Source organism: Pseudomonas sp. AC169 (assembly GCF_979258515.1).
Map to the genome: position 1 here is coordinate 1,737,314 of NZ_OZ409866.1, position 26,985 is coordinate 1,764,298.

Genomic DNA, 26,985 nt, shown 5'->3' on the forward strand with positions numbered 1-26,985 from the left:
CTCGAAATCGCTAATGGAAACTGTCCTTGCGGACAAAATTTAATCAGATGACTTTCTAACGAGCCATCGCGTGTTCAGTTGCTCACTCCAGTCACCCTTGCCGGGCTTTTGTTCTTCGACGAGCCAACAACCTGGTTCACCCCCCAATACCGCAAGTGAACCGTCAATCAAGTTCTACGTATTACTCGGTGACCACACTTGGCGAACCAAGGTTGGCCAGGCGCACGCTGTTCTGCACCTGGGCAATTTCACCCGGCGAGCCGATCGGCCCCAGGCGAACCCGGTGCAGGGTCTGCTGATTGCGCACGATCGAACTGATGAACACCGGAGCGCTCACCATCCCGCTGAGCTTCGACCTCAGGAGTTCTGCAGCGTCCGGGTTGGCGAACGCGCCCACCTGCAGATACTGGCCAGTTGCTGTTGCAGAAGCGTTTTTTTTTGCACTCATCGGCACGGGGACGGTGTCAGAGGCATGCTGTTGCGGTGGCGGCGTCCATTGCTCGACGGTGCCGGCCGAGGCCGTGATCACCGGAGCGCTGTTCTGCGCGACCTGTGGCTCGTTGAGCATCAACGGTGCGGGACGGCCCTTGGCGGCCCAATATTGCTGCGGATCGATACCTTCAACCTTGACCCGCGCCGTGCCGGTTTCGGCGTAACCGAGCTTTTTCGCGGCGGCGTAGGACAAGTCGATAATGCGATCGGAATAGAACGGCCCACGGTCGTTGACCCGCAGGATCACCGTGCGGTTGTTGTCCAGGTTGGTCACTCGAACGTAACTTGGCAGTGGCAAGGTCTTGTGGGCGGCACTCATGCCGTAGAGGTCGTAGACCTCGCCGTTGGCGGTGTTCTGACCGTGAAACTTGGTGCCGTACCACGACGCCGTGCCGGAGGCGACGTAGGTCTTGGATTCCTGCAGCGGGAAGTAGGTTTTGCCCAGTACGGTGTACGGGTTGGCCTTGTACGGACCGGTGTGCAGGGTCGGCGTGGCATCGGGGATGCGCGATACGTCGACGTCCCACCATGGCGCGCCATCTTTGTGCGCGCGGTTGATGTCCAGGCCCGGCTGGGCACGCACAGCGGTCGAGGTGGTTTTCTGAGTCGGCGAACGGCTGGTCGAACAGCTGGCGACCAACACTGCCAACGCAGCGAAGGCCAGCAGCTTCAGGGGTTTACTGTTAGGCAATGCCTGCATTACTTGACGCCCCGTGCTTGTACCAGCTGTTCAGACAGTTGATGTACGGCCATGGCGTACATCACGCTGCGGTTATAACGCGTGATCGCGTAGAAATTCTTCAGGCCCATCCAGTATTCAGGACCGTTGTCGCCTTCGAGGCGAAATGCAGTAACCGGCATATCATCGCGCAGCGCATCATGACTTGACCAGCCCAGCGCTCGCAACTCTCCGACCGTCTTCGTCGGCTCGATGCCAGTGGTCAGGCCTTCATCGACCTGTTCGCCACGGACGTCGGCACGGCTGACCACCGGCTCACCCGCGACCCAGCCGTGACGCTTGAAGTAGCTGGCAACGCTGCCGATCGCATCATCCGGGTTGTTCCAGATGTTGATGTGGCCGTCACCGTCGAAATCCACCGCATACGCGCGAAAGCTGCTCGGCATGAACTGCGGCAGCCCCATGGCCCCGGCGTAAGAGCCTTTAAGGGTCAAAGGATCGACCTGTTCTTCGCGGGCCAGCAGCAGAAATTCACGCAGTTCCTTGCGGAAAAATTCGGCACGGGGAGGATAGTCGAAACCGAGCGTGGACAAGGCATCGATCACCCGGTAATTACCGGTATTACGTCCGAAAAAGGTTTCAACGCCGATGATCGACACGATCACTTGTGCCGGCACGCCGTATTCCTGCTCGGCACGGGCCAAAGTCGCCTCGTGCTGACGCCAGAAATCGACACCGCGGGCAATGCGCGCGTCGGTGATGAACATCGGGCGGTATTCTTTCCACTGCTTGACCCGCTCGGCGGGCCTGGAGATCGCATCGAGAATCGCCTGCTTGCGTTGAGCCTCGCGGAACACCGCCATCAGTTGCTCACCGGCGAAACCGTAGTCGCGGGTCATTTCACCGACGAATTCGGCCACCTGAGGCGAGCCTTCGTATTCGCCGGCCAGCGCTTCCTGCATGCTGCCCAGGAGGCCCATCAGGCCTACCACTGGCGCGCATCGAGTCGCCCAGCCACGCATTACTTGCATTGCACTCTTCACCTTATTCAAACCTGTGCGATCCACTTGCGATGGGTATGGATCGACATCAAAACCCCAAACGCTGACAGCAGCGTCACCAGCGAAGTTCCTCCGTAGCTAATGAACGGCAACGGCACCCCTACGACCGGCAACAGGCCACTGACCATACCGATGTTGACGAAAACGTAAACAAAAAACGTCATGGTCAACGCACCGGCGAGCAATTTGCCGAACAGCGTTTGCGCCTGAGCGGTAATCACCAGCCCTCGGCCAATCAGCAACAGATAGATCAACAACAGCGCGCAAATGCCCACCAGACCGAACTCTTCGCCGAGTACGGCAATGATGAAGTCGGTGTGGCTTTCCGGCAGGAAATCCAGGTGTGACTGGGTGCCGAGCAGCCAGCCTTTGCCGAATACGCCGCCGGAACCGATCGCGGCTTTCGACTGAATGATGTTCCAGCCGGTGCCCAACGGATCGCTTTCCGGGTCGAGGAAGGTCAGGATTCGCTGCTTCTGGTAGTCGTGCATGATGAAAAACCACATGGCCACCGACACCGGAATCGCCGCCGCCAGCACGCTGAGAATCCAGCGCCAGCGCAGCCCGCCCATGAACAGTACGAACGCACCGCCCGCCAGAATCAGCAGCGAAGTGCCGAGGTCGGGCTGACGCACGATCAGCGCAAATGGCACGCCGATCAGCATCAGGCTGATGCCGACATGCTTGAGTTGCGGCGGCAACGTGCGCTTGGACAGATACCAGGCAATGGTCGCCGGCATCAGGATTTTCATGAACTCCGAGGGCTGGAAGCGGATCACCCCGGGGATGTTGATCCAGCGCGTCGCACCCATGGCGTTGTGGCCCATGATGTCCACCACCAACAGCAGCACCACGCCGATGACATAACCGAGCGGCACCCAGCGCGCCATGAAGCGCGGCTCGAACTGGGCGATGATGATCATCGAGACCAGTCCGATTCCGAACGAAGTGGCCTGTTTGGCCAGCAGATCCCAGCTTTTGCCACTGGCCGAGTACAGCACGAACAGGCTGCCGGCGGCGAGGATCAGCAGCAGGATCAGCAACGGGCCATCGATATGCAGTCTTTGCAGCAGCGTCGCGCGGCGACGCATCACATCCTCACTGGAGAGCATGCGATCAAAATTATTCATCACGGGCCGTAGCCTCCGCACTGATTGGGCTGGCGTATTCGGCCTTCAAACGTCCGTCCTGATCGAGCAGCCAGGCGTCCATGACCTGACGCACCACGGGTGCGGCAACGCCGGAGCCGGACTCACCGTTCTCGACCATCACCGAAACAACGATTTTCGGGTCATCGGCCGGGGCGAAACCGACGAACAAGGCGTGGTCACGGTGGCGCTCCTGAACCTTGGAGCGGTCGTACTTCTCGCCTTGCTTGATCGCGACGACCTGCGCCGTACCCGATTTGCCGGCGATGCGGTATTGCGCGCCGATGGCCGCTTTGCGCGCTGTGCCGCGAGCACCGTGCATCACCTGCTGCATGCCGTGGTTGACCTTGGTCCAGTCCGAGGGATCGCGCAGGACAATGTCCGGCATCGGGTTTTCGTCCACCGGTTTCACCCCTTCGAGGGATTTGGCCAGGTGCGGACGATTCCAGATGCCTTTGTTGGCGACCAGCGCCGTGGCCTGGGCCAGTTGCAGCGGGGTCGATTGCATATAGCCCTGGCCGATCCCGAGGATCAGGGTTTCGCCAGGGAACCACGCCTGTTTGCGCGTCGCACGTTTCCATTCGCGGGACGGCATCAGGCCGGGGGATTCTTCGAACATGTCCAGCGAGACCTTCTGGCCGATGCCGAACTTGTTCATGTAGGTCGACAACCGATCAATGCCGAGCTTGTGCGCCAGGTCATAGAAGTAGGTGTCGTTGGACCGCATGATCGCCGTGTCGAGGTCGACAAAGCCGTCACCGGTGCGGTTCCAGTTGCGGTATTTGTGATCGTAGTTGGGCAGCATGTAGTAGCCCGGGTCGAACACTCGACTGGACGCGGTCACTACCCCGGAATCGAGACCGGCAATCGCCACCGCTGGTTTGATCGTCGAGCCTGGCGGATACAGACCGCGCAGCACGCGGTTGAAGAGCGGCCGGTCGATGGAATCGCGCAACTCGGCGTAGGCCTTGAAGCTGATGCCGGTGACGAACAGGTTCGGGTCGAAGCTCGGCTGACTGACCATCGCCAGCACTTCGCCGGTCTTCGGATCGAGCGCGACGACCGCACCGCGACGACCGCCCAACGCAGCCTCCGCTGCTTCCTGCAACTTGATGTCCAAACTCAGAACAATGTCCTTGCCTGGAATCGGATCGGTGCGCTTGAGCACTCGTAGCACGCGGCCACGGGCGTTGGTCTCGACTTCTTCGTAACCAACCTGACCGTGCAATTCCGGCTCGTAGAAACGCTCGATGCCGGTTTTGCCGATGTGATGGGTGCCGCTGTAATTTACAGGATCGAGGCTCTTCAGCTCTTTCTCGTTGATCCGTCCCATGTAGCCCACCGAGTGCGCAAAATGCGCGCCCTGCGGGTAGTGACGGACCAATTGCGCGACCACTTCCACGCCTGGCAGGCGGAACTGGTTCACCGCGATCCGGGCGATCTGCTCTTCGCTCAGCTCGAACAGGATCGGCACCGGCTCGAATGGCCGGCGCCCCTGACGCATGCGCTTCTCGAAGATCACCCGGTCTTCGGGCGTCAGCTCGAGCACTTCGACGATGACGTCGAGCACCTGCTGCCAGTCGCCGGAGCGCTCGCGGGTCATGCTGAGGCTGAAGCTCGGCCGGTTATCCGCTACCACCACGCCATTGCGGTCGAAAATCAGCCCACGGGTCGGCGGAATCGGCTGCACGTGGACACGGTTGTTTTCCGAGAGCGTCGAGTGGTATTCGTACTGAATCACCTGCAAGTAATACAGCCGCGCAATCAGCACGCCGATCAACAGCATGACCGCAATGGCCCCGAACACGACGCGGCTACGCACCAGGCGTGCGTCCTTTTCGTGGTCCTTGATGCGGATCGGCTGAGACATGAGGGCTGGATTACTTGTGGTAAGGGTGACCGGACAGCACGGTCCAGGCACGATACAACTGTTCGCCGATCAGGATCCGCACCAACGGGTGCGGCAACGTCAGCGGCGACAACGACCAGCGCTGATCGGCACGGGCGCAGACTTCCGGCGCCAGCCCTTCCGGGCCACCGACCATGAAATTGACCGTGCGCGAATCCAGCCGCCAGCGGTCGAGTTCGACCGCCAGTTGCTCGGTGCTCCAGGGTTTGCCGTGGACTTCCAGCGTGACGATCCGCTCGTTCGGCCCGACCTTGGCCAGCATGGCTTCGCCTTCCTGGCGGATGAATCGGGCCACGTCGGCATTCTTGCCACGGGTATTGAGCGGTATTTCCACCAGTTCCAGCGCCAGCTCGGACGGAAGACGCTTGGCATATTCATGCCAGCCTTCTTCCACCCACTTGGGCATGCGTGAACCGACGGCGATCAGGCGCAGTCGCACAGCAATCCCTTACAGCTGGTCTTTGTTGAGCTTGGTGAAATGCTCGTGGGTGTTTTCCGGGCTGTGGTGCTTGGCATCGGCCGCACGGCTTTGCTCGGCACCGGCCCACAGGCGCTCCAGGTCGTAGAACTGACGCGCCGAGGCGGTCATCATGTGCACGATCACCAGGTCCAGGTCCAACAGAACCCAGTCGCTGTCGCCCTTGCCTTCTTCGCCCAGCGGCTTGGCGCCCTGCTTTTTGACTTCTTCGCGAACCTTGTCGAGCATCGCGTTGATCTGGCGGTTGGAAGTACCGGTGGCGATGATCATGTAGTCAGTGATGCTCTGCTTGTCGCGAACATCGATGATCTGGATGTCTTGCGCCTTGACGTCTTCCAGGGCAGCTACGGCCAGTTTGACCAGTTCGTCGCCCTTCAGCGGCTCGTTGGTGTTGACCGGCTCAGGCAGCGGCGCGCTTTTGAATGTGCCTTTGCGCTTTACTTTGGTTTGGTCTTTGTCAGTCATATAAAACTCGTTTTGCTCATATGTTCGGCGGCTTGGCGATACGTGGATTCGTATCAGTGAAGCACGCCTTGCTCAGTTCGACGCACGGTACAGACCGTGCGCATCGATGTAGGCCAGGACCGCGTCGGGCACCAGGAAACGTACCGACTTACCGCTGGCCAGCAGTTGACGGATCTGGGTGGCGGAAACCGCGAGCGGTGTCTGCCAGACGAATGCAATCTGTCCGCTCGGCCCTTTCAGGGCCAGCGGGTCGCTCACCGAACGCGCTGCCAGCAGGTTGCGCAAGGCATCCGGCGGTTCGCTGTCGGCGTCCGGGCGCTGTAGCACCAGGATGTGGCAATGCTGGAGCAACTCTTCCCAGCGATGCCAAGTGGGCAGGCCGCAAAATGCGTCCCAGCCCAAAAGCAGAAAAACCTGGGTCTCGGCGGGCATTTCAGCACGCATCGACTCCAGGGTATCAATGGTCCAGGACGGTTTGTCCCGCTGCAATTCGCGGGCGTCCACCACCAGCGGCGGCATTCCGGCCACCGCACATTCGACCATTGCCAAGCGATCCTGCGCCGACACCTGCGGCGTACCGCGATGTGGCGGCCGCGCATTCGGCATCAGGCGCAACTCGTCGAGCGCCAATGCTTCGGCGACTTCCAGCCCACCACGCAAATGGCCGATATGCACCGGGTCGAACGTCCCGCCCAAGACACCAATGCGTCGCGGACGGGTTTCGCTGCCGGGCTGCGGCGCTGTCAGGTCGAGGTCGGTCAAGTCAGACCGTCGCCTGGCCGCGCAACTGGCCATCACCGACCACGACGTACTTCTCGCAGGTCAGTCCTTCGAGGCCCACCGGGCCGCGGGCGTGCAGCTTATCAGTAGAAATGCCGATCTCGGCACCCAATCCGTATTCAAATCCATCGGCAAAGCAGGTCGGGGTGTTGATCATCACCGATGCCGAATCGACTTCGGCCACGAAGCGCCGGGTGTCGGCGAGGTTTTCGCTGACGATCGAGTCGGTGTGATGGGAGCCGTAATGGTTGATGTGTTCAATGGCCTGATCCAGACCGTCGACCACCCGGATCGACAGGATCGGCGCCAGATATTCGGTGTTCCAGTCTTCTTCGCTGGCGGCAACCGCCTCGATGATCGCCCGGGTGCGCTCGCAGCCACGCAGCTCAACGCCTTTTTCGCGGAACTGCGCCGCCATCGATGGCAGGAAATCCTTGGCAACAGTCTGGTCGACCAGCAGCGTCTCCATCGCACCGCAGATGCCATAGCGATAGGTCTTGGCATTGAAGGCGATGCGCTGGGCTTTCGGCAGATCGGCGTGCGCGCTGACGTAAACGTGGCAGATGCCGTCCAGGTGCTTGATCACCGGCACGCGGGCATCGCGGCTGATGCGCTCGATCAGACCACGGCCACCGCGTGGCACGATCACATCGACGTACTCGGGCATGGTGATCATCGCGCCGACGGCGGCACGGTCGGTGGTCTCGACCACTTGCACCACGGCGGCAGGCAGCTCGGCTTCGGCCAGACCACGCTGAATGCATGCAGCGATCGCGCGGTTGGAGTGAATCGCCTCGGAGCCACCGCGCAGGATGGTCGCGTTGCCGGACTTCAGGCACAGGCTGGCGGCATCGATGGTCACGTTCGGCCGGGACTCGTAGATGATCCCGATCACGCCCAGCGGCACGCGCATCTTGCCGACCTGAATGCCCGACGGACGGAAGCTCATGTCACGGATCGCGCCGACCGGGTCCGGCAGCGCAGCCACCTGACGCAGGCCGACGATCATGCCGTCGATACGTGCCGGGGTCAGTTCCAGACGTTCCAGCAAGGCCGGTTCCAGACCATTGGCGCGACCGGCGGCCAGATCCTGCTCATTGGCTGCGGCAAGCTCGGCACGCGCAGCGTCCAGGGCATTGGCAGCAGCCTGCAAGGCGCGGTTTTTCTGCGCGGTGCTGGCACGGCCGATGACCCGGGAGGCTTCGCGGGCGGCGCGACCCAATCGGGTCATGTAGTCAAGAACGGACTCAGTCATGGTCTGCTGGGGTCTTGGCAAAGAGGAAAGCGGCAGATTATAGCTGTCGCGTCCCGGGACTAACAGCGGTGACGGGCGGATGGTCAAAATGAACGCTGATTCGCCGGCGTTCAGGCCCAATTAAGCCGTGCGTTGTTATCATCACGACCTCCTGAGCCTGGATAAACATTGCCTGCCATGTCCAACCTGACCGTTCGCAACCGTGCCGAACGCCTGCCGCTGGGGCTGCCGGACGCCTTTTTCGACCGAGATGCGCAAGTGCTGGCGCAGGATCTGCTCGGCAAAGTCATTCGCCACCGGGTCGGCGATCTGTGGCTGAGCGCGCGAATCATCGAAACCGAAGCCTATTACTGCGTAGAAAAAGGCAGCCACGCCTCGTTGGGCTACACAGAAAAGCGTAAGGCTTTGTTTCTGGATGGCGGCCACATCTATATGTATTACGCCCGTGGCGGTGATTCGCTGAACTTCAGCGCGCAGGGCCCGGGCAACGCGGTACTGATCAAGTCCGCCTATCCGTGGGTCGATGAAATCAGCGGGCCGGCGAGTCTGGCGCAGATGCTGCTGAACAATCCCGACGCACAGGGACGTGCGCGGCCTTCGCAAAAGCTCTGCGCCGGGCAAACCCTGCTGTGCAAAGCGCTGGGGCTGAAAGTGCCGATGTGGGATGCCAAGCGTTTCGATCATGAAGTCCTGCTGGTAGAAGACACCGGGCCGGTGCCTTCGCACGTCATTCAAACCACACGCCTGGGCATTCCCCATGGCCGTGACGAGCACTTGATGTACCGCTTTGTCGACTCAGCTTATGCGCAATGGTGCACGCGGAACCCGCTGCGACGCGGTCAGGTCGAAGGCCGGGATTATTTCTTGTTGCCCTGAATGACACCGATACTGGAATAGATGAAATCCCGGTGGGGGCGAGTCTGCTCGCAATGAGGTCGATACAGCCGACATTACTGTTGTCTGATCGAATGCTTTCGCGAGCAGGCTCGCCCCCACAGGGTCAACTGAAGATTTGATGGAGTGGTTTTATGGGCCCATGGCTCGATAGCGTGACCGGTTGGCTGGCGGCCAATCCACAATGGCTGGCTGTTGCAGTGTTCATTGTGGCCTTTGTGGAATGCCTGGCGATTGCCGGTTTGATCGTGCCCGGCACCGTGCTGCTGTTTGCCGTCGCCGTCCTGGCCGGCAGTGGGGCGCTGTCATTGAGCGAAACGTTGTTGCTGGGTTTTCTCGGGGGGATTCTCGGCGATGCCGTTTCGTATTTCCTCGGCCGCCATTTCCACCAGAACATTCGGCGCCTGCCGGGGCTGCGTCATCATCCGGAATGGATGGCCGGCGCCGAGTCCTACTTCCAGCGCTACGGCATCGCCAGCCTGCTGGTCGGTCGTTTTATCGGGCCGTTGCGGCCGATGCTGCCCATGGTCGCCGGCATGTGCGACATGCCCTTCCCGCGTTTTGCCGCAGTCAGTCTGCTGGCCGCCGCCGGCTGGAGCCTGGCTTATCTGCTGCCCGGCTGGGCCACCGGCGCGGCGTTCCGCCTGCCATTGCCTGAAGGATTCTGGCTGGAGGCCGGGATTGTCGCCGGCAGTATCGCGGTAATGATCGGCCTGAGTGTGAACAGCAGTTTGCGTCGCCACCGCCGCGCGACGATCTGGATCAGCAGCATGAGCCTGTTGATTCTGATTGGCCTGTTCATCGGCTATCCATATCTGACGGCACTCGATCAAGGCGTGATGACCCTGGTGCAGGAGCATCGCCAGCCGGTGCTGGATGAAATCGCGGTCACGCTGACCCTGATCGGCGAGTTCCGCAACATGCTGCTGTTCAGCGTCCTGCTGACCGGGCTGTTGCTGCTGTGCCGGCAATGGCGTCAGGCGATCTTCGTCGGCGGCACGCTACTGGTGACCGCACTGGCCAACACCGGAACCAAATACTTCTTCGCCCGGGTGCGCCCGGAAGTGCTGACCGATCCACTGACCACTTACAGCATGCCCAGCGGCCACGCATCCGGTTCTTTCGCGCTGTTTCTGACCCTGGCGGTGCTCGCGGGTCGCGGTCAACCACCGCGCATGCGCCTGACCTGGTTGCTGATCGCCTGTATTCCGGCCCTTTCCATTGCGCTGTCGCGGGTCTATCTGGGCGCTCATTGGCCAACCGACGTATTGGCCGGTGCCATGCTTGCCGCCTGTGTCTGCGCCGCAGCCCTGTGGCTGAGCCAGCGCAAAACTCCGCTCAATCCCATGCCGTTCAAGATCTGGTGGTTGATCCTGCCGGCCATGTTGGCGCTGTTTGGCTTTTTCGTCCTGCGGCATCTGCCTCATACGTTGCTGCGTTACGCCTATTGAGTGAGGCGATATACAAGTCTTATTTCTTCCGCGCTGCTCTTTTAGGAAATATCCGACATGAGCAGCGCTGTTCCCTTATCAAAGCGTACTCGCCCAAGGTAAAACTTCTTATTTACCGAACTGCAACTTCCTACACTTAAAACCAAAAACAATGGAAGTTACACATCACCTGCAAACCGCGCCAACAACGCCTTCCATAACTTGAAAAACCCGTTAGATTAAATCCACAACCCTTGAAACCCTGCGGCAGATTCTCGCCATTAAAGTGAGACTGCTTGCACTCGCCTGCCAGATAAACAACTCAACTTACCAATCGAGGGTTTCCATACATCAACTGATTTCGAGTACTCCATGAGTCCAAAGATACCGCGCAAACCACCCCAGCCCTCAACGCAGCAGCCTGACTCAAGCACATTCCCGCCCTTGCGAACCGATGCACCATTCGCTACAGGCGGGCCTTCCATTTTCCGCTTACCGGGGTTGCCGGGTGCCCAAGACCCCGCCCACACCGCCGGCGGCCGTCCGAACCTGGATAACACCCCGCCTGCCGTCGTCATCCAGCCCATGCCGACTACACGTCCTGCCCACCTTTCAAGCGATCGCTCACCAGACACTTACTGGCTGCGCGACGACTTTCTGCGCGGCATGAAACCGGCGCAGGCGGACGGTTTTCGCTGGATCGTCGGACGCCGGTTTGTCGACGTCGAATATGAAGGAGGCTTGCGCACCACCCATGTCGGCCAGGATGCCGCAGGGTTTTATCACTGCAAGTTGATCACCGAACGAATAGCGTCCGGGCCGGCGCTTTACAGGAATGAAGGCCGGTTGACCTGGCGCCTGAGCGAACATCCAGCGTCTGTCATGGCCTCGACGAAACGCCCAGCGCCGCCCATGAGCGAACAACCCGGAATGGCTTCCGTGGCGAAACAGCCTCGACCAGCCCACCTCGATGCGAATCTGTACAAGGCATCCCTGCGTTCGCCGGATGCCCAAGGCTATTACGAATTGGCATCCGCGTTCGGAGTGAACAATACGGTGACGCAGTTTGCCTTCATGGATCGCTTCGGCATGTGGATTCCGGTCGATCCACCGGCGGGCGGATTCGCTGCTCAACCCACACACTTAAAGCACTGGACCGATCACGAGATCTGGCAGGTGTATGACATCCATGGCCAGGATCTCGTGCGTTTTCGCACCGAAGCCCAGGCGAGCGGCAAGCGCCCGCAGTGGGCAGAACCGACAGTCACAGACCCGCGCCGCGACTTGCTGCGCGACACGTTGCGCTGGCTGCACCCGGCCATGAGCCTTGCCCAGCGCGAGGCATTTCTGCAGTCCTACAACCTGCTGCCTGGCCAATTGACCCGCTTGCAACAGGACCTGAAGGCTGAACTGAAAATGCCGCAATGGGCGCAAGCGCACAAAAGCCTGATTGACGACATCGACAATCCGCAGCGCCTCGAGCAAATGAGCCGGGATGCCGTCACGGAACTCAACCTCAAGCGCGATGCCCGGCATGACTGGTACAACCCCGAAACCAGCATGACCGCGTCAGTGCGTGAAGCGTTACTGAATAAACTCGGCTATCTGCGCAACAAGAACAATTGCCTGTACCGCACGGACATTCCGGCGCTGTTCCGTGGCGATGAGCGCACACCGTTCGAGCTCGCCAATGACGGCTTCATGCTGCCGCGATACCAGCACAAACCGGGGGCTACCACGCATAAGCCCATGAGCGCGACCTTCAGCCTCAAAGAAGGAAAAATGTACGCAAGCGCGCCTGATCCCGAGTACTTGAGCTTTAACAGTCAGACGAACAAATACCCGGGACGGGCAACTGACGATAACGCCTCGGGCAGTGAGGCCAGTGACACAGAAAGCAGCACATCGTCCGAATGGTCCGATGCCGCAAGCCCGATTCCGTGGGATCACGATCGTCACTATGAAGCGACGCGCACACGCCAGAAGGAAATGTTCCTGTATGTGCTCGACACCCGCCACCTGGAAGTGGTGCCCCACGAAGAAAACATGAGTTTCAATGCTGCTGCCCGCAACACACCCCCCACCTGGTTTCCCTCCGATGACTTCGAAGGTTTGATATCGGTCAGCCGCAGCGGACTGGATGCCGATCGTATCTGGCTGCTCGATTCTGCCCTGACCAAAGCAGTAAAGATCGACGACCTCAACGACCAGGCTGGCGCAAGCGCTGAGCACATCGAAGCCGCCACCCATGCCGGACACCAAAACAAATTCGAGTACGACCAGTTGATCGACAAGGTCGAGGCCTCGGGCAAACCCGTGCTCAGGCTATCGGGTAACGGCGAAGAATTTGCCTACGACATCAGTTGGCCCGAGTCGGCCACACCAACGACTCAACATCAGTGACACACCGGTACGGACACCGGTCATGGGTTTTCATTAAAGGATTAATGACATGTCAAAAATTATCGCTCCACCACAAATACCCAATATCAGCGCCGTTCAAGTCAATCCCCTCAGCGCCTCGGCCAATCCCCATGCACCGCAGGCGGGCAGGCTCAACAGCGCTACGCCGGCAACCGACGCTGACGCCTCTTATCGACGCACACTAAAATCCCTCGACAAACATTTCGGCCCCCTGCGCATCGGTGAAATGCTCACCAGTCGCGTCGAACTCCAGGCCTTGGGTGCGACGGTGCATGGCCAGCCCATCAGCCCGGCGAATGCCGACATGCAACGCGTGGAGCAAAGTTTTCTCGACGGGCTCAATTTCGACGCAGAGCGGGTGCAGGCGCGCTTGCTGTCCGTGGAGACCCCGGACAGCAATGTGGCGGCGATGCTGTTCTATGAAATCGCCTGCAAGCGCTCGGTCGACGCCGGGGCGTTGTTCGTCGCCGATACAACCCTCGCTCCTGGCAGCGCGATGGATCGTCTGAATCAGTTGGGCAAGGCTGCGCAAAAGCTGGATATCCATCGCGCCGACGCACTGGAAAATGCGCCGGGCTGGGTCAGCAAAAACAAAAGCTATTTGATGAGTGGCGCCGGCGTCGGCATGCAGGCATTTGGCATCTATAGCGGCTACAAGGCGATGATCGATGCGATCAAGCATGGCGACACGCTGGAAGCGGTTTTCCAGGGCGGCTCGATCGCCGCTGAATTTGGCTCGTTGATCATTGAGCGGGGACTGACCAAGACCGGCGAGGCCATGCTCAGGAATGGCGGCACTGCGCTGAAGTACTTTCCGCTGACGTCGGTAGGCAAATACATGAGCCGCGGCGCTGGGATGTTTGCCAGCGCAATCACCCTGCCCTTCGATATCGCGGACGCCATCAAATCGTTCAATGCCGCCGCCGCAGCGCAGGGCAAAGAAGCTCAGGATCACTACGTCAGCGGTGGCCTGAGCGTAGCGGGTGCGGGAATCAGCCTGGTGCTGGGCGTCGCCGCGCTGGCCGGATTCGGCAGTACCGCAGGCCCTGTCGGTCTCGTCGCCGCCGGGCTGCTCATCGCCGCCTCGATGATCTATCAGGCCGCCCGAGTGGTGGACGACATCGATGATTACATCGAACTGACCTTTGAAGAAAGCCTGCGCTCGGGCTGGTTCGCCTTCACCAATCAGGAGCTGGACCAGGACGTACTGGATCGTTTCAAGCTTTCCAAGGGCTATCGAGACCACCAGCAGCAGCTCGAACTGTCAGCCAGGGACATGCTGGAGGGCGCCTACAAACACTCCATCGAACATGTGATCAATGGCGCCTTCCAGGTTGAATTGAAGCCTGTTGAAATCTGGCGCTACCAATGGGACGAAAGCGCCGGCCAACAGCCGTTCAAGCTCGACAGCCAGGCAGTCGTTGCAGGCGGCGACGACGTGATCGATGCCGGCGCCGGCCTGCCCGCCAACCTCAAAGGCAAAGTATCGGGCAGCGGCGGTGCCGACAAAGGCATTTTCTGGCGTCTGGGTGACGGCAATGACCGGGTCGTCGGTGTCCGGGACAAGCCCAATCTGTTTACCTATCGCGCCGATCACAAAGCACTGACCGGGGGCGACAGGAACGATGCGTTTTATCAGGACATCACCGAGCAGGAGTTGAACCGGATCAGCAAACCGGCGCACCTCAATGTGCTGGATGGCGGCGCAGGTTCCGACACCCTGGCCTTCGAGGGCAGCCGCCCGCTCAGCGACACTCGCCACATCGGCCACGACATCAATCTGCACAGCGGCAGGGTGGCACTGCGAGGCCTTGATCCTGATGTCGATGCCGTTGAGGTCGCGCAACTCACCTCGATCGAAAACGTCTCGACACTGCGCAAAGGCACCAGCCGTGTCAGCGGAAACGATGAGGCCAACCAGATTTCCGCCAATGGCTACGACCGCATCAACGCCGGCGGCGGCGACGACACCATTGCGCTCTACGGATGGGACTGTCGGGTGGATGGCGGCAGCGGCGCGGATCGTTACTACATCGCCAGCAGCAACGCGCGAACGACCATTATCGAGGACGGCGAACAGCCGAGCCTGATCGAGTTCGGCTGGCCGGCAGATGTCATACAGCGCTGGCAGGTGGTCGGTACTTCGCTGGTGGTCAGTTCACTGCGCGGCGAAGATGGCAACGATCCCGAGCATGTCCTCACGCTGGAAAATGTCTATCAGTGGGTCGATGGCAAACGTCAGCTGAAAAATGATCGATTGCGGTTCAAGACCGAGGATGGTTATGAACTACTGGCTCAGCTACCCCAGCAGCCGGATGAGGCACCGCGTCAGAATATCGAGCCCGCCGTGGTCGTGATTGGCCAACCGGCAGCGGCGCCGCAAATCGTCAATGGCGGCACGGTCGAGATCGCCGAACAAGGTTTGAAGCAGCACTTTGTGTCGCGCACGGACCGCCAGGTGGAATTCGTTGCCCAGCACAACACTGCCGAAACGGCACGCAGCGTTTATCTGGAGTTCGACAGCACTGAAATCATCGACGTGCAAGTCAGCTATGAAGTGCAGGTGCGCAAAGGCGTCTCTGGCAATACCCACTTGTACTACAAAGACCTCACTCTTTCGCTCAGGCTGCCCTCGAAGGTCGTGATGTTCAAAGGCGTGGTCCAGCCCATCGCAGCGGCCACCGGTTACAGCGGCAGAAACAGCCTGAAAGTCACCACGCCACGCCTGCAGCAAAACGTTGTGCTGATCATGCAGGACCAGGTTTCATACCGGCTGCAGGTTCCAGAGCTGGATTATGAAGACGATGCGAAACACCCCGGCCTTCGCATAAGCAGCACCCGCAGCTGCCTTAAGAAACGCAAGGGCAACTATCGCTTTGTCAGACCGCTGGCCAGCGTGAAGCCGCTGATAACAGCAAAACCCAGCCGTATTACCATCGACACCGGATCGCACACAGGCATCTATGTGCTCGAAGGCCAGAGTTCGACTTACGACGTTCACCTTGCCAGCAACACCATCATTCGCCTTTTGACGCCAGGCGCCGCGGCCAAAACCGCCGATGCTTCGACCTGGACGCTGTACACCCACACACTGAACGAAACCGTCACACGCGATGACATACAACTGGACGGCAATCGCTTGCGCGTCGCCAGTGTCACGATCGAGTTGCCCGATATCGAGGACGACGTTCCGGTGGAGTCCATCAACGTGGCGACTTCGGCCGGCAATATTTATGAAGTTTCCCTGCTGTTCGAAGTGCTCCAGCTATACGTCATCGATGCTCGTGGCTACGTCAGCGTCGAAGCGCTGTTGGCCGAGATCAATGCGCATCAACAGCGCAACGAACTGGCGGCCAGAGTTTACGTCACCCACATCGGCGTCAGAGCCGGAACCATCGGCACGGTGGTGTACAACTCAGTGAGGGCGTATTGGGGCCTGGACTCCGATCCACAGGCGCGAATCAACCCCGACGATCTGCTCCTTTCAAGCAACGAACCCTGATCGCGCTGTACCGGCTTTCATCGACATGCCAGTGTGGATATGACGTCCACCCTGGCACCTGCACACTTCAGCCGACGGACAGGCTGACTCGCAAAAACGGAGTTCATGCATGCGCCAAAAACCGGGCCCACGCCCCAAATCACCGAAAATCGACACACCGGCGACCTCAACAGCGCTACCGGTGGATCATTCGGCTAACAACCCGACATTCCCCACCCCCGAAAGCGTTCCGGGTCATTTACCGGGCGATTCGCCCTCTTCATCCAAACGACCTCGGATGGAAGCCCCCGCAACCTCCCGACAAAATAACTCCCCCATCGATGCGAGCGTTGCGCCGAGTTCTCCCGCAGGCGCGCCCACTTTTTCACTGACGTCACTGGAAGACTTCGCGCATCCGTTTTTTGGCGACCTACCGGCGCCGAACAAATCCGGTATCCGCCATTATCTCGCCAAGGACTGGGTGGATGTGCGACTTCCAGACACGCAAGGCCGGCACCACGTTTGCGTTCAATACGATGACGACCTGAGGGCATATCGGGTGATGTCCTTCAGGCGCCTGGCACCTGGCCCACCGATCTACCGGACCACGCAGGACAATCTATGGAGTCTGGATCGACACCTCACCGTCCTGAAGGGCGATGACTACAGGTTTTCCGCGACGCCTGATACTGATGGCTATTACGCGTTTCGCGCCCTCGGCTCGGGCGATGATGCGGCCATCCTCGGTTATGCCATCAAGCACCCGGAGCATCACTGGCTAGCCATCGATCCCGCGCGAGCGAAGGACAGAAGGTCCGCGGTTGCGCAATGGTCGGATCAGGACATCCAGCGTATGTACATTGTGGATGACGCAAGGATTTCGGACTTCCGTACACAAGCGCAAGCGTCCGGCAAGGCGCCGGACTGGGCTCCTCGGGCACAGAACACCGAAGATCATTTATTTGTGGCCGATTCGTTGAAGTGGCTCCATCCACAAATGCCTTTGGCCCAGCGCCTGGAATTGCAGCGCAGCTATAACCTGACCCAAGACCAACTGTGTCGGCTACGTACCGAGTCGGGTGACGGCCAGATCCCGCCATGGGCTGAACAGCATAAACGCCTGACGCTCGACCCGACCAATGACCAGCGCTTCAAACTGATCACCGATGAGCTGGACAATTACATTCAAGACTTGAGGAGCAAAGGGTTGGCTCTCGATCATCACTGGCCCGCCACCCGCTACAGCGATGCTTTTTTAGCCGACTACGCAGCCCACCTCGGCTACCAGCGAACAATACACAACATGCTCTACCGCACCGACATCCCGGCGATGTTCCGTGGCGAAACCCGATTGCCGTTCGAGCTGGCCAGGGATGGCCGGATGATGTACCGCAAAGGCAATCCCACCGGCACCACCAACAAGCGCGCGCTGAGTGCAACGTTCGGCCTGCATGACGCCACCGCCTACGCGGCGACCAAGGGCGGCTTCTATCATGAGTTGCATTACAACTCGCAGGCCAATCGCTTTCCCGGCGTGAACCCGAAAAGCGCGAAAGGACAAACCGGCGAGTCCTCCGATTCGGGCAGCTCGGTGTCGGAGGGAAAACGAACCGGCGACGAGGCCGACTCTGATAATTCCTTCGTTTTCGACGACTCGACAGGTTACGAATCCATGCGCCGCGAGCAAACCACGTCATTTGTCTACGCCATCGACACCCGTGGCGTGGAAGTGGTTCCAGGGGCAGAGAACAAGGCATTCAACCCCGCTAACGGCAAATTTTTCTTCGACGACCTGGAGGGGCATATCTCCACGCCCACACGCGGCATCAGTGCCGAGCGGATCTGGCTGGTGCGCTCCGACCTGACGAGCGCCGCCCGGGTCAAGGATGTGCTGGAGCAGGCGGGTGACCGTGTCGCTGCAATAGAACAGGCCACCTGGGCCGGAACCGACAATCGAGCGGCGGGTTACTTTGGCAGCAACGCTTATGACAGCCTGATCGACGACATCGCCCGTTCAGGCGGCGTGATACTGGACCTGCCCAAAGGCGACAAGACGTTCGCCGACGACATCGTCTGGCCGGTTCCCGAGCATGACCGGCCTTGAACCCATTCAGCCCACGGATGGCTGAATCAACGGGCACTAACGCCGACGGCCCTCACGGCAGCACCGCAAGAGCCATAGCGATTACGCAGATGCCTGAGACGCAGTAAACAGCCTGACACAAGGCGCCATTCATTAATGGATGGCGCTTTGATTAAACAGGGGGGGGGACGCTATTTAACAACTTCGATCACGAACTTTGCAGGTCTGTTATTGAAAGCGTTATGCCCCGTTACATTAGGGTCCACATTCAGAAATGTGCTGATGCCACTGCTGATATTACGATACAGCGGCCTGTTATTAGGTTCGCTGCTCAGTTCGAGATAAGCAGGGCCGGATTCGATATTGCTGAAAGAGGCCTTCTTCGCACCATATGTGCTGATTGAAAAGTACTGCTCGGGAGCACTGGTACTGGCCAAAAGATTATGTGTCTTGTCCTCTATGAACAACCGCGCACCTTCGACCGCTCCCGCAAGTTCAAGGTAGATTGCATATTCATTAGCCTTTGGGACGAACTTCAACAGCAGTGGTGTCTCGTCTTCATGGTCAGCCAGCGTTATGAGACTGGACACACGCGAATCTGCCAGCCCCACTTCGGCATCCAGTTTCTCACCCTTGGTTATTCGCAAGTCGCGCAAAGCCTGTTGCAGGCGTTGTTGATTGAGTATCACTGGCCGTCCATCAAGATAGAGATGCGCAGTGAATGTTGGATCGTTTATTTTTGCTAAAGTCATGGAGTTGCCGCCTGTAAACATCCCGCCGGCAATAAACTGCAACGGCAGGCAATGCTGAAAAAGGGAAATAATCAAACCGCAGTCGCGGTCACACCGGCTGCGGCTGTGGCTGTTGCCGACATCCGCGGCACTTCGCCGACAGGGACTTTTTCAGATTTTCGTTTACGCCGGGCGACTACCATCCGATCCGCATAAGTTGAGGCTGCCTCAATAACACGGCTAATGTTATGATCCGTCTCGGCATGTTTCAAAATATACTTGCCGGCAATATCATCCCAAAACTCCCACTCATCCTCATATACAGTCATGATTTCATCCTTATTTTTATTCAAGTTACCCGCTTCCTGCGGGCAACTTGAAATTAAGACAAAGACAAAAGCAAAACAATGCTGGCAGGCGCTATCAGTTAATTCAAAGTGCAACTACGCAAACAGTTCACCCTGCAGCTCGTCGAGCAGCGCCTGGATCGCATCCAGGCGCTGTTGGGGATCGTCGAGTTGCAGCAGGTCGATCTTGTCCTCTTCGGCGAACGGCAGCAGATAGGCCAGTTGATTGGCCAGCGATTGCTGACCCAGCGCCTCGGTGCCCATGTTCAGCGCTTCCACCATCGGGTGTTCGGCCAATGCCTTGAGCAATGCCACCAGATCAGCGTCTTCGTCCTGTAGCGGTTGCTCGGGATCTTCATCCAGCCACTCGACATCGGCGAGCATCAACTGATCGCGCTGCACCTCGGTACGCAATACGTTGAATCGGCGCCCGCCCTGCACGCGAATCCCCAACAAGCCATTGTCCTGCTGCTGGAAATCAGTAATCCGTGCTTCGCAGCCGACCAGCGCGAAACCCTCAGGCGCGACGCCGACTTCGTGGCCGTCAAGGATGCACACCACACCGAAGCCGACGCCCTGTTTCATGCAGCGGCCGATCATGTCGAGGTAACGCGCCTCGAAGATCTGCAAGTCGAGGTTGCAGCCGGGAAACAGCACTGTATTCAGCGGGAAAAGCGGCAGACTCATAGACATTTCCTTACACCACCATCGACACCGCCAACGGCAGGAACACCGCCGTGGCCACGCCCATCAGACTCATCGCCAGCGCCGCGAAGGCACCGCACTCATCGTTTTCCTGCATGGCCACCGCCGTGCCGACCGCGTGGGCGGTCATGCCCAGCGCCATGCCTCGCGCTTCGGGACTGTGCACGCCGAGGCGAGTCAGCAGCGCCGGGCCGAAGATCGCGCCGATCACCCCGGTGATCAGCACGAACACCGCCGCCAGCGCCGCGACGCCGCCGATCTGCTCGGCGACCAGCATGGCGATTGGCGAGGTCACCGACTTCGGCGCCATGGTCATCAGAATCATGTGCTCAGCGCCAAACCACCAGCCCAGCAACACGCCCATGCCTGTGGCAACCACCCCGCCTATCACCAGCGTAGTAAAAATCGGCCAGAACAATTGGCGAATGCGCCGCAGGTTGAGGTACAGCGGCACCGCCAGCGCCACAGTGGCAGGGCCGAGCAGAATGCTGAGGATCTCAGTGCTCTTGCGGTACTCGGCGTAAGTCAGGCCGCAGCCGACCAGCACGCCGATCACCAACAGCATGGAGACCAGCACCGGTTGCAGAAAGATCCAGCGGGTTTTCTCGAATGCGGCCAGCACCAGTTGATAGGCGCCGAGGGTAATGCCGATGCCGAACAGCGGATGATGAATCACCGAAGCCCAGGCACCTTGCCAATCAAACAGCATCAGGACTCCTCCGATGACGACGGCGCGTGGCGCTTGACCAGACGCTGCATCAGCACGCCGGCGAAGGCCATCGACAGGATCAACGACAGCACCAACGCGCCGACAATCGCCCAGAAATCCGCGGCAATGTCACTCGCATAAACCATCACACCCACCGCCGGCGGCACCAGCAGCAATGGCAGATAACGCAGCAGACTGCCGGCAGCGAGGTTCAGCGGCTCGCCGACTTCACCGCGAATGATCAGAAAGACCAGCAACAGCAGCAGGCCGATGATCGGCCCCGGCAGCACCGGCAACAGCAAATGATTAAGCGCCGTGCCAAGCAGTTGAAACAGCACCAGCAGGGTCAGGCCACGTAGCAACATCCGACATCTCCGTCTTACTTTCCACTGTGCAAGTCGCCCGCATTATAAGCACGCCTGCGCTATGGATCGGCATTCGCCAAAAGCATGGTCGGTTGACCGGAGCAATTCGCCATGATGATCTACAGTGGTTCGCAGGGCGGTCAAATCCCCCACCTGAAAAACTATAAAACCGATGAACCCAAGGAGAGTCTCAATGCCCTATGTTCCAGTTGCAGAGCTCAAAGATTATGTCGGCAAGGAACTCGGACGTTCCGAATGGCTCACCATCGATCAGGAACGCATCAACCTGTTCGCCGAAGCCACCGGTGATTATCAGTTCATTCACGTCGACCCGGTCAAAGCCGCGCAAACGCCATTTGGCAGCACCATTGCCCACGGTTTCCTGTCGTTGTCGCTGATCCCGAAATTGATGGAAGACATCCTCGTCCTGCCGCAAGGCGTGAAGATGGTGGTCAACTATGGTCTGGACAGCGTGCGTTTCATCCAGCCAGTGAAGGTCAACTCCAAGGTCCGGCTCAAGGTCGATCTGGGCGAAGTCACCGAGAAAAAACCGGGCCAGTGGCTGCTCAAAGCCACCGCAACACTGGAGATAGAAGGCTCGGACAAACCGGCCTATATCGCTGAGCCACTGTCGCTCTGCTTCGTGTAAACGTTCCGGATGCGAAGCAGCGCACGCTGTTTCGCGTCACGTCTCTATATATGCGACGCATAGCTGCGGCATACTCGGTCGCCTAATTGCCCGGATCCCGCTATGCGCTCACTTGCACGTCTTGCACCCCTTGCCTTGACCCTGATGCTCACCGCGTGCGGCGACGGCGAATCGCTGTTGCCGCCGGATGCGCGCCTGCCGGACGGCGGACGCTATCGCGGTGAACTGGTCGATGGCTTGCTGCAAGGTCAGGGCCGCGTCGACTACCCCAACGGCAGTTGGTACGCCGGGCAGTTCGACAAGGGCCAGTGGCATGGTCAGGGTGAATGGCATGGCAGTAATGGCGAGGTCTATCGCGGGCAGTTCCAGCAAGGGCTGTTCGACGGTCAGGGCAGCCTGACCACCAACGCCAGCAGTTACACCGGCGGCTTCAAACAAGGCCGGCGCGAAGGCGAAGGTACGCTGAAAGAAAACGCCATGACCTATCGTGGCGAATTCAAGGCCGACCAATATTCCGGGCTCGGTCGTCTGGAAATGGACGACGGCAGTTCCTACCAAGGCCAGTTCGCCCACGGCAAACCCAACGGTGAAGGCCAGCGTGGTGATTCCAGCGGCAACACGTTTAGCGGGCATTTCGTCAACGGTCAGCTGGAAGGCAACGGCACGTTCAACAGCGCTGACGGCGATATCTACGTCGGCGGCTTCAAGAACAATCAATTGCACGGCAAGGGCCGCTACGAAAACGCCGACGGCGATGTCTGGCTTGGCCAGTTCAAGGAAGGCGCGCTGACCGGCAAGGGCGAGTTGATCGGTGCCGACGGCAGCCATTACATCGGCACATTCAGCGACTGGCGCTTCAGCGGTCAGGGCCGCTTGAACCTGCCTGATGGCAGCTTCTACATCGGCGGCTTCGACAACGACAGCTACGCCGGGCGAGGCACGTTGGTGCTGACCGACGGCAGCGTGATGAGCGGCACCTGGATCAACGGCCAGCGCGTGCGCGACGCCGACGGCAAGTTGCTGCCCGACACCCTCGAACTCGGTCTGCTCGCTCAGGGTCGCCTGCTTGAAGACGCATTGGCTGCCATCCCCGCTTCGACTCCAGCGGTCGAGTTGTACACCCTGACCCTCGGTGGCGACGGCAAGCAAAGCGTGTTCCTTCGCGAATCCGACTACGTTGCCAACATGCTCAACACGCGCTTCGGCGCCTATGGTCAGATTCGTCTGGTCAACCACCGCGACCACCTCGGCGACCGGCCGATGGCCACCCGCGAGAACCTGCGCCGTGCCGCGCAAACCCTCGCCGAACGCAGCGGCCCGGAAGACCTGCTGTTTATCTACCTGACCAGCCACGGCACCGCTGAGCATGAGCTGGTCCTCGACCAGCCGCGCATGGAGCTGGCCGACCTGCCCGCCGACGAACTCGCCGCCGTGCTCGCGCCGCTGAAAAACCGCGACAAGATCATCGTGATTTCGTCGTGCTACTCCGGTGGTTTCATCCCGGCGCTGAAAGACGAACGCACGCTGATCATGACCGCCTCGCGTGCGGATCGGGTGTCTTTCGGCTGCTCGGAAGAGGCTAACTTCACCTACTTCGGTGATGCGCTGTTCGCTCAAGCGCTGAACCAGACCGATGACCTGGAGCAAGCCTTCAAACTGGCCAAGGCCACCGTTGCCGAACGTGAACTGGCGGACAATTTCGAAGCCTCGGAGCCGCAGATCTGGGCGCCGAAAACCGTGCTATCGCACTGGCAACTGCTGCGTAAACAGCAAGCCAGAAAAGCTTTGCAAAGTGCTGCGTTGAACGACGGAGCGGTAAAGAGCAACTAAGCTGAACAGTATCAAGGGAGAGACACTATGTACTTGACGCCTCAGCACGTATTGCTTGCCGGAGCCACCGGTTTGACCGGTGAACATCTACTCGACCGTTTGCTCAACGAGCCGACGATTTCTCGCGTGCTCGCCCCTTCCCGTCGACCCTTGGCCGAACATCCGCACCTGGAAAACCCGGTCGGCGATCCGCAGGCGTTTCTGCCACAGCTCAGTGGCCGCGTCGATATCGCCTACTGCTGCCTCGGCACCACCATCAAGCAGGCCGGCTCGGATGCGGCGTTTCGCGCGGTGGATCTGGACATGGTCGTGGCGTTCGCCAAACGCGCGCGGGAGATGGGCGCGCGGCACCTGATTGTGATCAGTGCAATTGGCGCCGATCCGAAATCGTCGGTTTTCTACAATCGGGTCAAAGGCGAAATGGAGCAGGCACTGCGGGCGCAGGACTGGCCGCAATTGACCATTTGCCGGCCTTCACTGTTGTTGGGTGAACGGACTGAACCGCGTCTGGCCGAGCAACTCGCCGGGCCGTTGTCGAAGCTGATTCCCGGAAAATACCGTGGCATCGAAGCCTGCCAACTGGCGCGGGCGATGTGGCGGTTGGCGCTGGAAGAGCAGGATGGGGTGCGGGTGATCGAGTCGGATGAACTGCGCAAGCTAGGCAAATAATCCATCCGCCCATGATGATCGTTCCCACGCTCTGCGTGGGAATGCAGCAATGGACGCTCTGCGTCCCAAAAAGCGTGACGCGGAGCGTCACAGGATGCGTTACCACGCAGAGCGTGGGAACGATCAGTCGCTACAATCCGCCCGTTGCCTGAAACCCCACGCCGATAACCGTCAACAATGACAACGGCAACAACAGCGTATCAAGCAAGGCACTCGCCGGCAGATCCACCCCCGGATAGCTCGGCGCCTCAGCCCCGAACCGATCCATCGCGCAACACCCGCCATTCAATGCATACAGATCCAGCCGCGTCCCGGAGTACACCACCGGCGCGCCCGGTTTCGCTGCATCCAGCGTGCGCGCCGTGGCGCACCCGCTCAGCAACAACACCAGCCCAATCGCCAGAAGCTTATTCATCGCTACTCAGATGATGCTCGCCCCAACGCGGCAGCATATCCTGAGGAATGCCGAGCAGATTGAGGATCCGCGCCACGACGAAATCGATCAGGTCATCGATGGTCTGCGGCTGGTGATAGAACCCAGGCGAGGCCGGCAGAATGGTCACGCCCATGTTCGACAGCTTGAGCATGTGTTCCAGATGAATGCTCGAATATGGCGCTTCGCGCGGCACCAGAATCAACTGGCGGCGCTCCTTCAAAGTGACATCAGCGGCACGTTCAATCAGGTTATTACAGGCGCCCGTGGCAATGGCCGAAAGCGTGCCCGTAGAACACGGCACCACGACCATCGCCGCCGGAGCGCCAGATCCCGAGGCCACCGGCGACATCCAGTCTTCCTTGCCATACACGCGGATCTGCCCGGCGGCGGCCCCGGTGTATTCGGTCAGGAATGCCTGCATCATCTGCGGCTTCGGCGGCAACGTCACATCGGTCTCGGTGGCCATCACCAGTTGCGCAGCCTTGGAGATCAGGAAGTGCACTTCGCGATCTTCCCGCACCAGACAATCGAGCAGGCGCAAACCATACTGCGCGCCGGACGCGCCGGTCATCGCCAGTGTGATGCGTTCCGGGCCATTGTTCATATCAGCGCCTCGGCAAGTTTGCCGTGCAGGCCGCCGAAGCCGCCGTTGCTCATGATCACCACGTGAGTGCCGGGTTGTGCCTGGCTTTTCACGCGCTCGATGATGCCTTCCAGCGAATCGCTGACAATCGACGGCACTTTGCACAACGCGGCAGTGCCGGCCAGGTCCCAGCCGAGGTTGGCCGGGGCGTACCAGATCACTTGGTCGGCATCGACCACGCTGTCCGGCAAACCGTCACGGTGCGCACCGAGCTTCATCGAGTTGGAGCGCGGTTCGATGATGGCGATCAGCGGTGCGTCGCCGATGCGTTTGCGCAAGCCGTCGAGGGTAGTAGCAATGGCAGTCGGATGATGAGCAAAGTCGTCGTAAATGGTGATGCCGCGCACTTCGGCGACTTTCTCCATGCGGCGTTTGACGTTCTTGAACGCGCTCAACCCGGCAATGCCCATCGATGGCACGACGCCAACGTGACGTGCTGCAGCCAGTGCAGCCAGAGCGTTAGCAACGTTGTGCTGACCGGTCAGCTCCCATTCGACGGTGCCTTGCGACACGCCTTCGAATATCACTTCGAACGCCGAGCCATCGTCGCTCAGCAGTTTGACCTGCCACTGGCCGCCAGCACCGGTGGTTTGCACCGGGGTCCAGCAACCCATTTCGATCACACGCTGCAGAGCAGGCTCTGTGGTCGGGTGGATAACCAAGCCTTCACTCGGGATAGTGCGCACCAAGTGATGGAATTGCCGCTCGATCGCCGGCAGATCCGGGAAAATGTCAGCATGATCGAACTCAAGATTATTGAGGATCGCGGTGCGTGGGCGGTAGTGAACGAATTTCGAGCGTTTGTCGAAGAAGGCGCTGTCGTACTCGTCGGCCTCGATCACGAAGAACGGCGTGCCGCCCAGCCGTGCGGACACCGAGAAATTCTGCGGCACGCCACCGATCAAGAAGCCCGGGCTCATGCCGGCGTGCTCCAGCACCCAGGCGAGCATGCTGCTGGTGGTGGTTTTGCCGTGCGTGCCAGCCACCGCCAAGACCCAGCGACCTTGCAGCACATGGTCAGCCAGCCACTGCGGGCCGGAGACGTACGGCAGGCCTTTGTTCAGCACATATTCCACTGCCGGATTGCCGCGAGACATGGCGTTGCCGATCACCACCAGATCCGGCGCCGGATCGAGTTGCGCCGGGTCATAGCCCTGCGTCAGCTGAATGCCCTGGGCCTCAAGCTGTGTGCTCATCGGTGGATAGACGTTGGCGTCGGAGCCGGTCACGTGATGGCCCAGCTCTTTGGCCAACACCGCCATCGAGCCCATGAAAGTCCCGCAGATACCCAGAATATGAATGTGCATAGTCGACCTCGTAAA

General features: G+C 59.8%; 24 protein-coding genes. 8 read left to right on the plus strand and 16 right to left on the minus strand.

Annotated features, from left to right (window positions below; translation table 11 throughout):
• Nucleotides 1-181: 181 nt before the first annotated feature.
• From ACZZ0G_RS07890 to ACZZ0G_RS07925, 8 genes are all read right to left on the minus strand, one after another.
• Nucleotides 182-1,192 (minus strand): septal ring lytic transglycosylase RlpA family protein, encoded by a 1,011-nt coding sequence (locus ACZZ0G_RS07890; protein ID WP_463555812.1) that lies wholly within the window; start codon nucleotides 1,190-1,192, stop codon nucleotides 182-184.
• Entirely contained in the window at nucleotides 1,192-2,202 is a 1,011-nt protein-coding gene (gene mltB, locus ACZZ0G_RS07895; RefSeq protein WP_008087906.1) for a lytic murein transglycosylase B, read from the minus strand. The genes ACZZ0G_RS07890 and mltB overlap by 1 nt, the downstream gene beginning before the upstream one ends.
• Before the next feature lie 17 nt (nucleotides 2,203-2,219).
• The gene (gene rodA, locus ACZZ0G_RS07900; RefSeq protein ID WP_049802149.1) at nucleotides 2,220-3,323 is read right to left on the minus strand and encodes a rod shape-determining protein RodA; all 1,104 of its coding nucleotides are present in this window, start codon (nucleotides 3,321-3,323) and stop codon (nucleotides 2,220-2,222) included.
• 31 nt (nucleotides 3,324-3,354) lie between these two features.
• Entirely contained in the window at nucleotides 3,355-5,250 is a 1,896-nt protein-coding gene (gene mrdA / locus ACZZ0G_RS07905; RefSeq protein WP_463555813.1) for a penicillin-binding protein 2, read from the minus strand.
• A gap of 10 nt (nucleotides 5,251-5,260) precedes the next feature.
• Nucleotides 5,261-5,728 carry a 23S rRNA (pseudouridine(1915)-N(3))-methyltransferase RlmH gene (gene rlmH / locus ACZZ0G_RS07910; RefSeq protein WP_003185785.1) on the minus strand — a complete coding sequence of 156 codons (468 nt, stop codon included), beginning with the start codon at nucleotides 5,726-5,728 and terminating at the stop codon, nucleotides 5,261-5,263.
• A gap of 9 nt (nucleotides 5,729-5,737) precedes the next feature.
• The gene (gene rsfS, locus ACZZ0G_RS07915) at nucleotides 5,738-6,232 is read right to left on the minus strand and encodes a ribosome silencing factor (RefSeq protein ID WP_016986117.1); all 495 of its coding nucleotides are present in this window, start codon (nucleotides 6,230-6,232) and stop codon (nucleotides 5,738-5,740) included.
• Between the two features lie 72 nt (nucleotides 6,233-6,304).
• Complete coding sequence (nadD, locus tag ACZZ0G_RS07920; protein WP_435038141.1) at nucleotides 6,305-7,027, minus strand: nicotinate-nucleotide adenylyltransferase; 723 nt, start codon at nucleotides 7,025-7,027, stop codon at nucleotides 6,305-6,307.
• Nucleotides 6,996-8,267, minus strand: coding sequence for a glutamate-5-semialdehyde dehydrogenase (locus tag ACZZ0G_RS07925; protein ID WP_463555814.1), 1,272 nt, complete (start codon nucleotides 8,265-8,267; stop codon nucleotides 6,996-6,998). Before ACZZ0G_RS07925 ends, nadD begins: the two co-directional genes overlap by 32 nt.
• A gap of 177 nt (nucleotides 8,268-8,444) precedes the next feature.
• On the opposite strand from ACZZ0G_RS07925, the gene ACZZ0G_RS07930 reads away from it, so the two are divergent.
• The 5 genes from ACZZ0G_RS07930 (at nucleotide 8,445) to ACZZ0G_RS07950 (ending at nucleotide 18,600) form a co-directional block, all read left to right on the plus strand.
• Nucleotides 8,445-9,143 (plus strand): DNA-3-methyladenine glycosylase, encoded by a 699-nt coding sequence (locus ACZZ0G_RS07930; protein ID WP_463555815.1) that lies wholly within the window; start codon nucleotides 8,445-8,447, stop codon nucleotides 9,141-9,143.
• 152 nt (nucleotides 9,144-9,295) lie between these two features.
• Nucleotides 9,296-10,612, plus strand: a complete 1,317-nt coding sequence (locus tag ACZZ0G_RS07935; RefSeq protein WP_463555816.1) for a bifunctional DedA family/phosphatase PAP2 family protein — start codon at nucleotides 9,296-9,298, stop codon at nucleotides 10,610-10,612.
• A gap of 564 nt (nucleotides 10,613-11,176) precedes the next feature.
• Entirely contained in the window at nucleotides 11,177-12,994 is a 1,818-nt protein-coding gene (locus ACZZ0G_RS07940) for a hypothetical protein (protein ID WP_463555817.1), read from the plus strand.
• 49 nt (nucleotides 12,995-13,043) lie between these two features.
• Nucleotides 13,044-16,517, plus strand: coding sequence for a calcium-binding protein (locus tag ACZZ0G_RS07945; protein WP_463555818.1), 3,474 nt, complete (start codon nucleotides 13,044-13,046; stop codon nucleotides 16,515-16,517).
• A gap of 109 nt (nucleotides 16,518-16,626) precedes the next feature.
• Nucleotides 16,627-18,600 (plus strand): hypothetical protein, encoded by a 1,974-nt coding sequence (locus ACZZ0G_RS07950; protein WP_463555819.1) that lies wholly within the window; start codon nucleotides 16,627-16,629, stop codon nucleotides 18,598-18,600.
• A 170-nt stretch (nucleotides 18,601-18,770) separates the two neighbouring features.
• On the opposite strand, the gene ACZZ0G_RS07955 is transcribed toward ACZZ0G_RS07950, so the two are convergent.
• From ACZZ0G_RS07955 to ACZZ0G_RS07975, 5 genes are read right to left on the minus strand one after another with little or no spacing between them, the layout of a single operon-like run.
• Nucleotides 18,771-19,406: a hypothetical protein gene (locus ACZZ0G_RS07955; protein WP_463555820.1), complete on the minus strand. Its 636-nt coding sequence runs from the start codon at nucleotides 19,404-19,406 to the stop codon at nucleotides 18,771-18,773.
• Nucleotides 19,403-19,753 (minus strand): hypothetical protein, encoded by a 351-nt coding sequence (locus ACZZ0G_RS07960; protein WP_463555821.1) that lies wholly within the window; start codon nucleotides 19,751-19,753, stop codon nucleotides 19,403-19,405. Before ACZZ0G_RS07960 ends, ACZZ0G_RS07955 begins: the two co-directional genes overlap by 4 nt.
• A complete protein-coding gene (locus tag ACZZ0G_RS07965) occupies nucleotides 19,754-20,344 on the minus strand; it encodes an LON peptidase substrate-binding domain-containing protein (protein WP_463555822.1) in 591 nt (196 codons plus the stop codon). It abuts the gene before it with no gap.
• 10 nt (nucleotides 20,345-20,354) lie between these two features.
• Nucleotides 20,355-21,071 (minus strand): LrgB family protein, encoded by a 717-nt coding sequence (locus tag ACZZ0G_RS07970; protein ID WP_077574679.1) that lies wholly within the window; start codon nucleotides 21,069-21,071, stop codon nucleotides 20,355-20,357.
• Nucleotides 21,071-21,436 (minus strand): CidA/LrgA family protein, encoded by a 366-nt coding sequence (locus ACZZ0G_RS07975; protein WP_463555823.1) that lies wholly within the window; start codon nucleotides 21,434-21,436, stop codon nucleotides 21,071-21,073. Before ACZZ0G_RS07975 ends, ACZZ0G_RS07970 begins: the two co-directional genes overlap by 1 nt.
• Before the next feature lie 193 nt (nucleotides 21,437-21,629).
• Between ACZZ0G_RS07975 and ACZZ0G_RS07980 the strand changes: the two genes are divergently transcribed.
• From ACZZ0G_RS07980 to ACZZ0G_RS07990, 3 genes are all read left to right on the plus strand, one after another.
• The gene (locus ACZZ0G_RS07980; protein WP_034153755.1) at nucleotides 21,630-22,085 is read left to right on the plus strand and encodes a MaoC family dehydratase; all 456 of its coding nucleotides are present in this window, start codon (nucleotides 21,630-21,632) and stop codon (nucleotides 22,083-22,085) included.
• Nucleotides 22,086-22,187: 102 nt separating this feature from the next.
• Nucleotides 22,188-23,915 carry a C13 family peptidase gene (locus ACZZ0G_RS07985; RefSeq protein ID WP_463555824.1) on the plus strand — a complete coding sequence of 576 codons (1,728 nt, stop codon included), beginning with the start codon at nucleotides 22,188-22,190 and terminating at the stop codon, nucleotides 23,913-23,915.
• Between the two features lie 27 nt (nucleotides 23,916-23,942).
• Entirely contained in the window at nucleotides 23,943-24,584 is a 642-nt protein-coding gene (locus ACZZ0G_RS07990) for an oxidoreductase (protein WP_463555825.1), read from the plus strand.
• Between the two features lie 130 nt (nucleotides 24,585-24,714).
• Here ACZZ0G_RS07990 and ACZZ0G_RS07995 read toward each other — a convergent pair whose 3' ends face one another.
• The 3 genes from ACZZ0G_RS07995 to mpl are packed head-to-tail and all read right to left on the minus strand — an operon-like array spanning nucleotide 24,715 to nucleotide 26,970.
• Complete coding sequence (locus ACZZ0G_RS07995; RefSeq protein ID WP_463555826.1) at nucleotides 24,715-24,999, minus strand: YceK/YidQ family lipoprotein; 285 nt, start codon at nucleotides 24,997-24,999, stop codon at nucleotides 24,715-24,717.
• Nucleotides 24,992-25,624 carry a flavin prenyltransferase UbiX gene (ubiX, locus tag ACZZ0G_RS08000; protein WP_095122104.1) on the minus strand — a complete coding sequence of 211 codons (633 nt, stop codon included), beginning with the start codon at nucleotides 25,622-25,624 and terminating at the stop codon, nucleotides 24,992-24,994. Before ubiX ends, ACZZ0G_RS07995 begins: the two co-directional genes overlap by 8 nt.
• Nucleotides 25,621-26,970, minus strand: coding sequence for a UDP-N-acetylmuramate:L-alanyl-gamma-D-glutamyl-meso-diaminopimelate ligase (gene mpl / locus ACZZ0G_RS08005; protein WP_463555827.1), 1,350 nt, complete (start codon nucleotides 26,968-26,970; stop codon nucleotides 25,621-25,623). The genes ubiX and mpl overlap by 4 nt, the downstream gene beginning before the upstream one ends.
• Nucleotides 26,971-26,985: the final 15 nt, after the last annotated feature.